The sequence below is a fragment of the Alloalcanivorax mobilis genome (genome assembly GCF_002864685.1).
Taxonomy (GTDB): Bacteria; Pseudomonadota; Gammaproteobacteria; order Pseudomonadales; family Alcanivoracaceae; genus Alloalcanivorax; species Alloalcanivorax mobilis.
In genome coordinates, this window is the sequence record NZ_NMQZ01000010.1 from 88,928 (window position 1) to 102,213 (window position 13,286).

10 protein-coding genes, 1 tRNA gene and 1 pseudogene are annotated in these 13,286 nt (G+C 58.7%); 5 read left to right on the forward strand and 7 right to left on the reverse strand.

What is annotated here, in order from left to right; all coding sequences use genetic code 11:
* Positions 1 to 9: 9 nt before the first annotated feature.
* Complete coding sequence (locus CGS25_RS07775; protein WP_101675128.1) at positions 10 to 1,572, reverse strand: long-chain-fatty-acid--CoA ligase; 1,563 nt, start codon at positions 1,570 to 1,572, stop codon at positions 10 to 12.
* 305 nt (positions 1,573 to 1,877) lie between these two features.
* Here CGS25_RS07775 and CGS25_RS07780 point away from each other — a divergent pair, with 305 nt between their 5' ends.
* Positions 1,878 to 2,480, forward strand: coding sequence for a TetR/AcrR family transcriptional regulator (locus tag CGS25_RS07780; protein WP_101675129.1), 603 nt, complete (start codon positions 1,878 to 1,880; stop codon positions 2,478 to 2,480).
* Positions 2,481 to 2,503: 23 nt separating this feature from the next.
* Here CGS25_RS07780 and CGS25_RS07785 read toward each other — a convergent pair.
* Positions 2,504 to 2,797 (reverse strand): annotated as a pseudogene (locus CGS25_RS07785) (DDE-type integrase/transposase/recombinase); the annotation flags it as partial.
* Positions 2,798 to 3,312: 515 nt separating this feature from the next.
* Between CGS25_RS07785 and mutS the strand changes: the two are divergent.
* The gene (mutS, locus tag CGS25_RS07795; protein ID WP_101675131.1) at positions 3,313 to 5,853 is read left to right on the forward strand and encodes a DNA mismatch repair protein MutS; all 2,541 of its coding nucleotides are present in this window, start codon (positions 3,313 to 3,315) and stop codon (positions 5,851 to 5,853) included.
* 160 nt (positions 5,854 to 6,013) lie between these two features.
* Complete coding sequence (gene fdxA / locus CGS25_RS07800; RefSeq protein ID WP_089032659.1) at positions 6,014 to 6,343, forward strand: ferredoxin FdxA; 330 nt, start codon at positions 6,014 to 6,016, stop codon at positions 6,341 to 6,343.
* A gap of 725 nt (positions 6,344 to 7,068) precedes the next feature.
* Here the strand turns inward: fdxA and CGS25_RS07805 are convergent.
* From CGS25_RS07805 to arsS, 4 genes are all read right to left on the reverse strand, one after another.
* Entirely contained in the window at positions 7,069 to 7,416 is a 348-nt protein-coding gene (locus CGS25_RS07805; RefSeq protein ID WP_101675132.1) for an Hpt domain-containing protein, read from the reverse strand.
* A gap of 103 nt (positions 7,417 to 7,519) precedes the next feature.
* Positions 7,520 to 8,137 (reverse strand): TIGR04282 family arsenosugar biosynthesis glycosyltransferase, encoded by a 618-nt coding sequence (locus CGS25_RS07810; protein WP_232802314.1) that lies wholly within the window; start codon positions 8,135 to 8,137, stop codon positions 7,520 to 7,522.
* 5 nt (positions 8,138 to 8,142) lie between these two features.
* Positions 8,143 to 8,820: a TIGR04283 family arsenosugar biosynthesis glycosyltransferase gene (locus tag CGS25_RS07815; RefSeq protein WP_101675134.1), complete on the reverse strand. Its 678-nt coding sequence runs from the start codon at positions 8,818 to 8,820 to the stop codon at positions 8,143 to 8,145.
* Positions 8,817 to 9,776 (reverse strand): arsenosugar biosynthesis radical SAM (seleno)protein ArsS, encoded by a 960-nt coding sequence (gene arsS, locus CGS25_RS07820; protein ID WP_101675135.1) that lies wholly within the window; start codon positions 9,774 to 9,776, stop codon positions 8,817 to 8,819. The genes CGS25_RS07815 and arsS overlap by 4 nt, the downstream gene beginning before the upstream one ends.
* A 709-nt stretch (positions 9,777 to 10,485) precedes the next feature.
* Here arsS and CGS25_RS07825 point away from each other — a divergent pair.
* A complete protein-coding gene (locus CGS25_RS07825; protein ID WP_101675136.1) occupies positions 10,486 to 11,361 on the forward strand; it encodes an SDH family Clp fold serine proteinase in 876 nt (291 codons plus the stop codon).
* 1,101 nt (positions 11,362 to 12,462) lie between these two features.
* On the opposite strand, the gene CGS25_RS07830 is transcribed toward CGS25_RS07825, so the two are convergent.
* A tRNA-Arg gene (locus CGS25_RS07830) sits at positions 12,463 to 12,539 on the reverse strand.
* Between the two features lie 558 nt (positions 12,540 to 13,097).
* Here CGS25_RS07830 and CGS25_RS07835 point away from each other — a divergent pair.
* Complete coding sequence (locus tag CGS25_RS07835) at positions 13,098 to 13,283, forward strand: PLDc N-terminal domain-containing protein (RefSeq protein WP_101675137.1); 186 nt, start codon at positions 13,098 to 13,100, stop codon at positions 13,281 to 13,283.
* The last annotated feature ends 3 nt before the right edge of the window (positions 13,284 to 13,286 follow it).

Consider the following 13,286-nt stretch of genomic DNA (forward strand, 5'->3'; position numbering starts at 1 on the left):
GCGCCTCCATCAGGCGATACTGCGAGACGAGTCCGCCCAATAAGGCTCGCGCAATACATGCTTCATGATTTTGCCGGCCCCAGAGACCGGCAGGCTGTCTCGGAACTCGGTGCTAACCGGACACTTGTAGCCAGCGATCAAAGTCTTACAGAACACACGCAGTTCGGCCTCCGTGACCTCCTGGGCGGGTTGCAATACGACCACGGCATGCACCGCCTCACCCCACTTTTCGCTGGGAATACCAATCACCGCGCAACTCTGCACCGCCGGATGCTGGCACAAGGCGTTCTCCACCTCGCTGGAATAAACGTTCTCGCCGCCGGACACGATCATGTCCTTGAGCCGATCGACAATGAACAGGAAACCGCGATCATCGATATATGCGACGTCGCCGGAATGCATCCATCCATCACGCAGCGCCGTGCGGGTTTCGTCCTCTCGCCCCCAATAACCCTGCATGACACCCGGCCCGCGAGTGACGATTTCGCCAACGGTCCCGGACGGCACCGGATCGCCATTCTCGCCGACAACACGCACCTCAATGCCCCACATGGCACGACCAGCAGAGCGAAGCATGCCCGCTTTCTGGCCTTCAGAACCATGGCACCAAGCCGGCAGAATCGTGTAGGGTCCACCGGTTTCCGTCATGCCATAACCCTGGTAAAAACGGACTTTTGGCAGGACCTTGAAAGCCCGTTCAAGAACCCCCTCGCTGATCGGCGATGCACCATAAAGAACACGGCTCAGGCTACCAAGGTCGTAGCGCCCTGCTTCCGGATGGTCCACCAACCGTTGCACCATGGTCGGCACCAGCAATGTGAAAGTGGCGCGATGCTCCTCAATGGCTCTCATCACCGCCACCGGCTCGAACTCATCCACGACCACCATAGGGCAGCCACGCAGCAACGCTCGGACGATGATGCACATGCCCGCCTGATGAAAAATCGGCGCCACCCCCAGCACCACATCATCGTCGCTATAGGGCAGCTCCAGCAGATAACCGAGGGCATTGCTGAGCAGGTTGAGGTGCGAGAGCATCACGCCCTTCGGGAAACCGGTGGTTCCCCCGGTATAGAACACACCGGCGAGATCATCACCGCTGCGGCGCGCATCCTCCGCCGGCACCGCGTCACGAAGCAAGGCTTCATAGTGCAGTAGGCCCTTTGGCGCTTCGCCATCACCGACGTAAATCACCGTGTGCAATGCCTTGGATTGCTCACGCAACGCATCCCCCCAGGACGCGAAACGCTCATCCACCAGAAGAATGCCGGTGCCGCAATCGTCCAGCGAAAATGCCACCTCGGCCTGGCTCCAGCGCGTGTTGACGGGGTTTAAGGCACCACCTGCCCACCACACGCCAAGCATGTATTCAATGTAATAATCAGAGTTGAGACCCAGCATGCCGACCCGCTCGCCGGCTTTCAGGCCCAACCTATGCAGCGCCCCGGCCAGCCGGGCGACCCGCTCGGCCAAATCCGCCCAGGTGCGTTGCCGGTCTCGAAAAATCACGGCCGTAGCGCCGGAGTTTTGCTGCTCGAGTCGATGCAAGGCGTGGGTCAGTTCAAACTGCATTGTGATTCTCCCGAAGTTTTTCTGTTCTCATGACGGGGAGGCCGTTGGGCCTCGTCAAAATGTGACGACTTGATCATCAATCATAGACCGTCCAGACGGACTTTGAAAAGAGGAAACGTAATGCGCCTTTGAACTTGGTCTCGCCCTACCCTGTTTATTCGACCGACGGGGCGGAATATCTATACACTTACGCCCCCGCTTCGGCGTCCAGCTGAATTTTGATACCGGAGCGGGACTTTGGGCTCATTTAATCATTCCGCCCTGCGCCTCTGTTTTTTTCTTTACTAACAAGGAGTTACACATCAATGAGTCGGGTACGCGCTGATGACTACGACGCCAAGAAGCAGGACATTCTCGACCAGGCCGCTGCCCTGTTCGCGGGAAAAGGCTTCCAAACCACGTCCATGATCGACATCGCCCGCGCCTGCGGCGCTTCAAAATCCAATCTGTATCACTATTTTTCCAGCAAGGAAGAGGTGCTCTACGCGATCACCAGCGAGCACACCGAGTCCATGTACGCCGATCTCTCAGAAGTCGCCACGCTGCCACTGCCCGCCGAGGAACGTTTTTCACGTTTCGTCACGTCATTCGTGCGGCTGGCCGCGGATTCCCGCAATGAGCACCTGGTGCTGATGAAAGATATGGCTTTCCTGCCAGAGAACAAACGCGATGAACTTCTGAAGTTGGAAGGCAAGATCGTCGAGGTCTTGATTGGGCTTCTTGAGGAGATCAACCCGGGAGTGCTTAAACAGGTGGAGGTGAAGACGCCCTACGCCATGCTGCTGTTCGGCATGTTGATCTGGACCTTCACCTGGTATGAAAAGGGTGGCTCTATATCTCCCGAGGAGTTGGCCGACCGTATTACCGATCTGTTCTTATATGGCTTCAAAGATGGTACTTTTTCATAAAAAAATGAATCGCTACCAGTTCCCTAGACACTTCCCAGCCGTTCTTGGTGACGCCTTCCATACTCTACCGGCGACAGATGTTCAGTAGAACTGTGTCGCCTCCGGTTGTTATAAAACATCTCGATATAATCGATGATATCCGCTCGAGCCGCGTTCCGGCTGCTGTAAATTTGAACCACCACTTTGCCCTCAGGCTTGCGACGCCAGACCGCCATCAGTAAGGCATCAAGCGCCAGCTCTTTGGTGATCCTAGATTGCATCGACCAACCGATCACTCGCCGTGAGAACAGATCCAGCACCACCGCCAGGTACAGCCAGCGGATCGACCACCACTCGCTGTGCTCCTGAATGAAGGCGTACCTCAATCGGACTGACTGGCGAAGTACGGCGCGGCTTTTTTTAGGATGTCGCGTTCTTCGGTAACGCGCTTGAGCTCTTTCTAGAGTCGGCGAATCTCGGATTGGTCATCCGCTTTGACTCAATACTGCTCGGGCGGATAGAGGCCCGGTGTTGCCTTTGTTATGCTTCACGCTTTGCTCCTTTTGTCTCGGCGCTCATTGAGCATCCTTCAAGCGAATCGCCGGAAGTCTTGTGAGACAGGCGTTCCAGGCGAGTTGGTATAGCTTTTGGTGGAAGGGTCAGGTTTACGGCAACCATCAGTCGATTCCATTTAAAAACCTATACCAAAACCTATACTTATTCATGCGGCTGGCAAGGATTTCCATGGACTGGACTCCCACGGACCTCTATAGATTCACCGCTGCGGCAAAAACCAAGATAAGTTACTGATTTACATACGGAATAAAGGCCAAAGAGCCAGGAAAACACTGATATGCCGAAGGACGATTTTACCGGCCACACGCCCATGATGCAGCAATATTTCGGCCTGAAAGCCGAGCATCCGGACCAGTTGCTGTTTTACCGCATGGGCGATTTCTACGAGCTGTTTTTTGGCGACGCGCAGAAGGCGTCGCGGTTGCTGGACATTACGCTCACCCAGCGCGGTCAGAGCGCGGGCAAGCCGATTCCCATGGCGGGGATTCCGTATCACGCGGCGGAGGGCTATCTGGCGCGGTTGGTGAAGCTGGGCGAGTCGGTGGTGATTTGCGAGCAGGTCGGCGATCCGGCGACCAGCAAAGGGCCGGTGGAGCGCAAGGTGGTGCGCATCGTGACGCCGGGCACGGTGAGCGATGAGGCGCTGTTGGAGGAGCGTCGCGATACGCTGTTGTGCGCGTTGCATGAGCAAGGCGGTGTGATTGGCGCGGCAAGCCTGGATCTGGCGGCGGGCCGCTTCGTGGTGACCCAGGTGCAGGGCCATGAGCAGTTGCAGGCGTTGCTGGAGCGCTGGCGGCCGGCGGAGTTGCTGCTGAATGAGTCGCATGGGTTGCCGGCGGCGCTGGCGGAGCGGCCGGGAGCGCGGGTGCGCCCGCCCTGGGAGTTCGATGCGGACGGCGCCCAGCGTCAGCTTTGCCAGCAGTTCCAGGTGCAGGATTTGTCCGGTTTCGGCCAGCCGCCGGCGGCGGCGGTGGCGGCCGCCGGGGTGCTGTTGCAGTACGCCCGTGAGACCCAGCGCAGTGCGTTGCCGCATCTGACCGGGTTGGCGGTGGAGTCGTTCGACGACAGCGTCGCCATGGACGCGGCCACGCGCCGCAATCTGGAGCTGACCGAGACCCTGGATGGCGGCGAGCACAATTCATTGGCGAAGGTGCTGGACAGCACCGCCACGGCGATGGGGTCGCGCTTGCTCAAGCGCTGGCTGCATCAACCGCTGTGGGACCGCGGCGTGCTGGGCGCGCGCCAAGAGGGCATCGCCGCGCTGCGCGATGGCTGGCGCTTCGAGGGCTGCCGCGAGGTGCTGGAGCGGATTGGCGATATGGAGCGGATTCTTGGCCGGGTGGCGCTGCGCTCGGCGCGGCCCCGGGATCTCACCCGCCTGCTGGCGAGCCTGGCGTCGCTGCCGGATCTGCACGCCGCCCTGCCGCAACACGCGGCGTTCGAAAGCGCCCGTCAGCGTTTGGGCACCTTTCCGGATCAGGTGGCGCTGCTGGAACGGGCGGTAATCGACAATCCGCCGATGCTGATCCGCGATGGCGGCGTGATCGCACCGGGCTACAGCGCCGATCTGGATGAGTTGCGTGCGATCAGCGAGAACGCCGGCGCCATTCTGGTGGACATCGAAAAGCGCGAACGCGAGCGCACCGGTTTCAGTACTCTGCGGGTTAAGTACAACCGGGTGCACGGCTACTATATTGAGCTGTCCCGCCGCGAGGCGGATAACGCACCCAGCGACTACCAGCGCCGCCAGACCCTGAAGAACGCCGAGCGGTTTATTACGCCGGAACTCAAGGAGTTCGAAGACAAGGCGCTGTCCGCGTCGAGCAAGGCGTTGACCCTGGAGAAGCGCCTTTATGAGGCTCTGATCGAAACCCTGGCCGCCGATCTGGGGCCGTTGCAGGCCTGCGCGGCGGCGGTCGCCGAGCTGGATGTGCTGGCGGCGCTGGCGGAGCGCGCCGAGGCGCTGGACTGGGTGCGCCCGCAGCTGGTCGATGAAACGGTGATGGAGATCGTTGACGGCCGCCACCCGGTGGTGGAGCAGGTGTTGGACGGTGCCTTCGTGCCCAACAGCCTGCATCTGGATAACCAGCGCCGCATGGCGGTGATCACCGGGCCGAACATGGGCGGTAAGTCCACCTACATGCGCCAGACCGCGCTGATCGCCCTGCTCGCCCACATCGGCAGCGCGGTGCCGGCGGCCAGTGCCCGCATCGGCCGTCTGGATCGCATTTTTACCCGCATCGGCTCGTCCGACGATCTGGCCGGCGGGCGCTCCACGTTCATGGTGGAGATGGCCGAGACCGCCAACATTCTCAACAACGCGACCCCGGAAAGCCTGGTGCTGATGGACGAGATCGGCCGCGGCACCAGTACCTTCGATGGCCTGAGCCTGGCCTGGGCGGCGGCCGAGCATCTGGCGCTGCGGCTGCGCGCCTTCACCCTGTTCGCCACCCACTATTTCGAACTGACGCAACTGGCCGATCAGCTCGATGGCGTGTTCAACGCCCACCTGACCGCCAGCGAGCACAACAATCGCATCGTGTTTTTGCATCGCGTGCAGGAAGGGCCGGCGAGCCGCAGCTATGGGCTGCAGGTGGCGCAACTGGCCGGCGTGCCCGGGTCGGTGATCCGCCGCGCCGGCGAGAAGCTGGCGGAGCTGGAACAGGGCGCGCCGCCAACCAATGCGGTGGCGCCGGCCCAGGCCGATCTGTTCGGCGTCAGCAGCGCCGTGGAGCGCGAGCTTGAGCAGATCGACCCGGATCAGCTCACGCCCAAACAGGCTCTGGAGTGGCTCTATAAGCTTAAGGATCTTATCTAAGAATCTTTTGATCTCCGTTGCCGGGCGCGAATCGCCCCGGCGGCGTTTGCGTGCTCGCCGGAGTCGGGTAGACTAGCGCCGCCCCAGCGCCGGTGCTCTGATAGAATGACGCCCCGGAACACCGGCATTTGCGAGAGAACACCCCTGGCGAGGACAGGCTATGACGTTCGTAGTAGGCGAAAACTGCATCAACTGCAAACACACCGATTGCGTGGAAGTGTGCCCGGTGGATTGCTTCTATGAAGGCCCCAACTTCCTGGTGATTCACCCGGATGAGTGCATCGATTGCGCGCTGTGCGAGCCGGAGTGCCCGGTGAACGCCATTTTCTCGGAAGACGAGCTGCCCGAGGATCAACAGGAGTTCCTGGAGATCAACGCGGAGTTGGCGGAGAAATGGCCGAACATCACCGAACTGAAAGACTCGCCGGACGACGCCGAGGAGTGGGATGGGGTAGCGAACAAGCGCGAGAAGCTGGTTCGCGAGTGGTAGCCTTTGTGATGCCAGGGCGTGAGCGTCCTGGCTGGCCCACCGGTCACGTCTGGCGCGTGACCTGATACAAACAGGCTTGAAACAAACAGACCTGAATCAAAAGGGCTGAAATGAGAAAGGGCGGCATCCTGCCGCCCTTTTGCTTCGAGTCGTCCTTACCCGATTGCGCTCACCTGGACCTCCTTGTCCGCTATCCTTAGCGAATCCTTGTGCCCTTATCCATGAGCACGGGAGGCACTATACCAACCGCTTTGGTGACAAAGGGTTAAAGAACGATAAAACCTTATCACCCCGAATCAGCCCTGGCCGCTCTTTCCCTTCCTCATCAATCACTTAGCTTTTCTCGTCGCCATTTTTCGAGCAAAGTGAGGACAGAAAATTGGTAGAAATGCTTACACTCTTGTAAGATATGGCTTACAAAACAGCGGTCGAAAAAGGGGCTTTTCAGCGCTCACCCGGCCTGCGGCAACATTGCGGTCGCACAACACCGCCAAGTTTTACAATCGCTCACGGCTTTTTACAGCAGCCTGAGTAGGTGGCCTGTAACATTCAAAACATGTCAGACAGGCCCTGGAGATGACAACCGGTATCCCCCCAAGGCGCTAGAGATAGCGCTCACAACCCCCCCTCTTCCACCCCCTTTGGATGAGGGGTTTTTTTTGCCCGCCGTTCCGGGTTTCTTCCCTTCGAAGCACCGCCCTCAGGCGGCCAGGCCAGGCAAAACGCTAAGCCATGCCCGGCGTCTTCAGCTGATCGCACGCCTTTAGGAATTCGTTTTCCAGGGCTTCCATCAACACCGCCGCCGCTGGCAGGTCGCCGCCACGGGCGTATTGTTCGATTTCCACGCAAAGCGCCGCCACCCGGGCGGCGCCCAGGTTGCCGCTGCTGCCCTTGAAGCTGTGCGCCTGTTGCCGAGCCTGTTCCGCATCGTCGGCCGAGAAGGCCTGATGCAGTGCTTGCAGACGCTGCTGGCCATCGCGCTCGAACGACGCCACCAGGCGGTCAAATTCCTCACCCATGATTTCACGCAGCTCATCGATAACCGCGGTGTCGAGCACCGGGGGCTGTTGCATGCTTCACTCCCTTGATGAATAAGGCGCCCACGGGCGCCGGCCATTACCCGGCCACCACCGGGTAATCAGGCGGCCAAGAATAAAGGGGTTGGTCCTTGGGAGACTAGTCCAGCACGCCCAAAACCCGGGCCCGGCGCACATCCTCCGGGAGGTCCACGTCCCATAACGGAGGCAACACGCTGACTCCGGGTTCATGATTCAACGCCACCAGGGTATCCGCCAGCGCATAGCCGGTGCCCAGCCGGACCCGCTCGAACAGCGAGCCGCTGGCCCAGACCCGCGCATCACTGCCGCCGATCAACACGAAGCCACCGTCCTCGCTTGCTCCCAGCACCACCCGTCCGGTGTCCAGGCGGGTGGCGGCGAGGCGCAGATAGTCCTGGTCCAGAATCGGGCAATCGCTGCCCACCAGCAACGCCCGGGGCCACTCGTTAAGGCTTTCCGCGAGCGCCTGGCTCATCCGCTCACCGAGCCCCTCGCCCCGTTGCAGGCCCACCGTCAGCCCCAGCCGCTCGGCGTGGTGCTCAAGCGCCTCGTCGGGCTGGTCCAGCAGCAGCCGGGCCGGGCCGGAAAACGCCGCCGCCTGCTGCAGCGTCCGCGCCAACAGGGTTTCATGAACGCGCAGCGCGCCGTGCGCGCCGAGCGCCTCAATCAGGCGGGTCTTGACCTGTCCCAGGCGCGGCGCCCGGGCAAATACCAGCAACACCGTGTCAGCCATCATGGTGCTCAGGAACCGTAATAGTCGCGGTGCAAACGGGCCGGGTCTTCGCCGCGCCAGTAGCGCCAGCGCAGCTGCCACATCAGCAGCGTGGTGCGCCACACGCCGCGGCTTTCCCAGCGGCGGCTGTCCGCCACCAGCCGCGGCCGCAGGCAAACCGGCGGCGTGCGGGCGCACAGCCGTCGGCTCAGGGCGATGTCTTCCATCAACGGTTGCTCGGGGAAGCCGCCCAGTTCCTGGAACAGGTCACGGCGGATAAAGATGCCCTGGTCGCCGGTGGCGATGCCGGTCCAGCGCGAACGCAGGTTCATGGCGTGGCCGATCAAGAAAAGCATCGGGTGCTCCCCGGAGAGGCGCACGTCGAAACGCCCCCACAGAGCGTCGTCGGCCAGCGTTCTCAGGGCACGGACATGACCGCTCAGCACACGTCCGCAATCCGCGTGCAGGAACCACAGAAAATCACCGCTGGCGCGCTCCGCGCCCAGGTTCATCTGCCGCGCGCGGCCCCGGTCACAGTGCAGCACCAGATCCGCGTGGCGGCCGGCGATCAGCGCACTGTCATCCGTGCTGCAACCGTCCACGACAATGATTTCGTCGCCGTCGCCGAGCCGCTTGCGCAACCCTTCAAGCAGGCTCTCCAGGCAGGCACTCTCATTGAGCACCGGCATCACCACGCTCAGTTTCATTCCAAGGCTCCGCCGCAACTGCTGCCCGCGCCGGCGGTGCAGCCAAAACAGTGATCCGCCACGTAGATGTCTTCGCCGGCTTTGTCCGCCCGCAGCAACTCGGAAAGATGCGGCCGGCGGCCGCTGTGGCCCTGGGGCAGATCGAGCATCTGGTTAAAATCGCAATCGTACAGATAACCCTGATAGTCCACGCTCAGAGTATGACGACACATGACCGCGTCCAGATTGGCCACATTGTGGTTGTCACGCAGCAGGGCCATGTAGTCGTTGAACTGGTGGTGCGCCATCAGCACCGCGCCGAACCGGCTGATTGGCATATTGGTGATGGTCAGAAGCCGGTTGAAGCGAATCCCGAAATGCTCGCCCAACTCGCGTTTGTAATCCGCTTCCAGTGCCGCCTGCGGCGGCGGCAGATGGGCGCCCACCGGGTTGTAGACCAGATCCAGCGGCAATTCGCCGTCGCCGTAGCCCAGAGCGTTGAGCCGGCGAATCGCCTCCACGCTGCCATTGAACACGCCCTTGCCGCGCTGCTTATTGACGTTCTCTTCCGAATAGCACGGCAAAGACGCCACCACCTGCACCCGATTGGCGGCCAGAAACTCCGCCAGATCCTCATAGCCGGGTTCCCGCAGAATGGTCAGGTTGCAGCGATCAATCACCGTCACCCCCAATGCCCGCGCGGCGCGCACCAGGGCCCGGAAATGCGGGTTCATCTCCGGCGCCCCACCGGTCAGATCCAGTACTTCGATGTGCCCCTGTTCAAGCACCTCGATCACCTGGGCGATCTCCGCTTCCTGCATCATCTCGGTGCGGGTAGGCCCGGCGTTCACGTGGCAATGCACGCAGCTCAGATTGCACAAATAGCCCAGATTCACCTGCAAAATGCTGGTTCTGCCCCGCCGTAACGGTGGGAAGTCTGTGTGGCTGCGCACCAGCAATGCACGGCTGTCTTGCATGAATTACTCCCGTTCGAACCCGCCCGCGGCGGGTCATGACGACCAGCACGGCGGCGATTCACCACCGTCATCACTCCTATGGATGCACGGTCAGGGAAAACGTTACGTCAAAACGGGTCGGTCGGCGAGCCCGCCGAAGGGATGGGCACAAACCGCAAAGGAAATGGCGCCCTGCAAGAGATTCGGAATCGACCTCAACTTATTGCCTTAACTGCACCTGTCGCCATATTGCAAATCAACTTACGCCAAAACTCGGCCCGAGTGCAGCACCGATTGCATCTGATCGCGTCGAATATCGATCTCGAAACTCGCCGCCGCCCGGGTCAAGCCCTGCCCAAAAACAGGATGACCAACCAGTCGCAATATGACATGGATCACACTACTCCACCTACGGTAACGTTTGATGAGTGAAATCCTTGGTCGGGGGACCATGATTGAAGAATCTAACGCCATAAATTGTAATTAGCTCTGTTTTCCGGACGTCTGGCATTGACCATAGTTGGCTCCTCTCTACGTGATCACGCTCATACCAGAAATGGTCTTGATTGCTAAGGGAATCTTTAGGGCTAAACAATAAAAAATGAATAAAAAAGACTACGTTGGTAAGAAAATTTGTGTCCTATAACAGTGAGATTCAGCGCACTACGCGCCACTACTTTCTTAATGACTAGTGTCAAGTTCAAAAAATAAGGGAGCCCCAGGAGGGCCGATGACGTCGAATACTTACCAAGCTATTCTCAAAGAAACCAACCAGGGGCCAGAGGTCCGAAAACCCCTACTAGAAAAACTTCAGCAGATGCGCGAAGGTCGCGCTGTAGTTTCTTTTTTTATATCACACCAAGGAACTACTCCCCTGTCCCAAGCAGACGCTGACATGATAGAAGAGGTACTTACCAACACCGACACTTCGCAAGGCATAACACTATTATTAGATGCACCCGGGGGAGATGGTCTTGCCGCAGAGCGAATCATACAAATCTGTAAATCTTACACAGGAAGGGACTTTGAGACGGTAGTGCCATCTCGAGCAAAATCCGCAGCCACAATGGTTTGCCTGGGCTCTGATCGCATTATTATGTCTCCAACATCTGAGCTAGGCCCTATCGATCCACAGGTGCCAATGGATCTCGGCGATGGGCTGGGGGTTCGCTGGGTTGCCGCCCATCACATCATTAAGTCTTATGAGTCTCTTATGGAGCGAGCTCAACAGGCTGGTCAAATTGCCCCCTATCTACAGCAACTATCTATGTATAATCCTGTTTTGATTGACCAGTTGATCACCGTCTCAAAGCTAGCTGAAGATATTGCAGTGAACTCCATCAAGAATGGTATGCTCCAAGATAAAGAAGGCGACGAAATTCGACGACTTATAGAGCCGTTTACAAATGTTGAGTTGACTATGTCGCATGGACGAGGTATATACGCATCCCGTGCAAAGCATTGTGGCCTTAACATTGAAGAGCTTTCAGTTGACGCAGATGAATGGGGCACTATTTGGGCGCTTTACCAGCGATCTCATTGGACTGTTAACAGCGGTGTCACCAAACTTTTGGAAACTGTAAATGCTTCATATACAAGTATCTAGAGGGGCTTTGAAATGGACCAAACGATCAGGCGACTTAACTTAGGAGATCAGAGGACGCAGGAGGCACTGGCTCAGATCGAAGTAGCTAAACAGTTCCCACTCAAGACGGGAAAGATCGTAGTAACAGAGTCAGGTAGTTGGAAATCCGCTTCAGCCACTGAATTTAATCTCCGCCCCAAGTCAGTGCTATAGTTCTGAATTGCATAGTAAGGAGCCCGCCGCGCGCGGGCTTTTTTGCTTTTGGACTTGGCCATAGGGCAAGCCAAGCACATTAGCTCCTATTGCCAACCGAGGATCGGCGCCAACATCTCCTTCCACACATGTCCCGTTAACAGCTCTCGGTAGATCCCATCACCGATAGGTTCTAGAGGAAGTGGCGTTCGAGAGGCATCGCCTTTCATCATCAGATAACCTCCATTCTCCAGCCTGTATAAACGCCCCATGTATGGCACGTTCCATGACAGGTTCCGCAGGTTGAGCCAATTGTTTCCAACTCGGCATCTTTCAATATTCATGGCTATCTCCCTCATTGATGTAATGAGTTTCCAGTTTCGGATGAGCACATAAGCATGTCGCGCGGGGATCGGATATTTTCACTATCTAGTGGCTGTGCTACCGAACTACCCAACCTGCCGATCCGACAACTAACACGTTATGGGACGACCAGTACTCAAGCCGGGATACCATCAAAATAACCAGTTTATCTGCCAAAGCTTTATGCCAAACACACGCTGATGTGCCTGTCATATGTTATGAAACTACTCTTTCTTTCCGCCCCAACGCATTAGTCTTCTAGCCAATCGACGGCCCCTTCTCAGTGAAGGGTACTTGCGTATCAGGTCATGCAGGGAAAGACAAATACGTGTCGCCGGCCAGTTTGAATGAGCTGCTTCGAATAGCAGGCGGGAAGACCACTGCTACTCAGGAAAAGAAAGGTCAGGCACGCGAAATAGGAGTGGGCGGAGGCGACTCCTTGGTGGAACAGCGTCTTGTCCCCAAAAGTCCCGCCAGGAAATTCGACGATGCTCCGCAATACACGGAAGTGGACCCCCCGTAATTACAGACACTGCAAGACTTTTCGGGCTTCGGTGAGACGGGAAATGGTGCCCTGGACAGGAGTCGAACCTGTGACCTAGCGCTTAGGAGGCACTTGCTCTATCCAGCTGAGCTACCAGGGCGATGGGAAGGTATTGTAGTGATTTGAGCCGGTCGTGCCACAGGCGCGGAGCAAGTCTTTTTACCGGCACTTGCTCGCCCTTCGGGATCCGGCCTCGCGGCGGTATCCGCGAGGCGTGAACGCGGCCGGCGTGGAAGCTGTCAGGTTCGGGGCAAATACGCCGTGCCATTCGACCAAAAGACGTCGCTGGCTGGGCCTGCTCCTACATAAAAACACCAACCCGGCTACAGGGCCCCGTAGGAGCAGGCCATGCCAGCGACGGGTTTGATTTTGATCTTGGCGTCCGGCGTCCGGCGTCTAGCGTCCGGCCCTGAGACCTTCAGGAGCGGGGCAGAAACGCCGTGCCATTCGGCTAAAAGACGTCGCTGGCACGGCCTGCTCCTACGCGGCGTTGTAGAGAGTTCGTGGGGCGTCCGCACAGGGAGCTACATAGCCGCCCTTGTAGCTTGTGGCTTGCAGCTTGCGCCCTCTCTTAACCGCCTTTTACCTTTAGACGCTTTACCTGCCCGGGCGGGTGGCCTAGCTTCAAAGGCTCCTGTTATGGGGAAGGAGCCTCCCAATGAAGATTCTCAGTCTGATTATTCTGATACTGGACATCATCGCCGTGATTAAGATTATTCAATCCGGCGCGGAGATGATTGAAAAGGTGCTGTGGATATTGCTGGTGATCGTGCTGCCGTTGGTTGGTTTGCTGATCTGGGCGTTGCTGGGCCCGGGCTCGCCGGCCAAGGGGGCGCGTCGATAGCGG

Excerpts from the sequence above, each read along its gene's own strand:
- CGS25_RS07815 (WP_101675134.1), bottom strand. The coding sequence starts at position 8,820 with ATGAAACTGAGCGTGGTGATGCCGGTGCTCAATGAGAGTGCCTGCCTG.
- CGS25_RS07835 (WP_101675137.1), top strand. The coding sequence starts at position 13,098 with ATGAAGATTCTCAGTCTGATTATTCTGATACTGGACATCATCGCCGTG.
- mutS (WP_101675131.1), top strand. The coding sequence starts at position 3,313 with ATGCCGAAGGACGATTTTACCGGCCACACGCCCATGATGCAGCAATAT.
- arsS (WP_101675135.1), bottom strand. The coding sequence starts at position 9,776 with ATGCAAGACAGCCGTGCATTGCTGGTGCGCAGCCACACAGACTTCCCA.
- CGS25_RS07805 (WP_101675132.1), bottom strand. The coding sequence starts at position 7,416 with ATGCAACAGCCCCCGGTGCTCGACACCGCGGTTATCGATGAGCTGCGT.
- CGS25_RS07775 (WP_101675128.1), bottom strand. The coding sequence starts at position 1,572 with ATGCAGTTTGAACTGACCCACGCCTTGCATCGACTCGAGCAGCAAAAC.
- CGS25_RS07825 (WP_101675136.1), top strand. The coding sequence starts at position 10,486 with ATGACGTCGAATACTTACCAAGCTATTCTCAAAGAAACCAACCAGGGG.
- CGS25_RS07810 (WP_232802314.1), bottom strand. The coding sequence starts at position 8,137 with ATGATGGCTGACACGGTGTTGCTGGTATTTGCCCGGGCGCCGCGCCTG.
- fdxA (WP_089032659.1), top strand. The coding sequence starts at position 6,014 with ATGACGTTCGTAGTAGGCGAAAACTGCATCAACTGCAAACACACCGAT.
- CGS25_RS07780 (WP_101675129.1), top strand. The coding sequence starts at position 1,878 with ATGAGTCGGGTACGCGCTGATGACTACGACGCCAAGAAGCAGGACATT.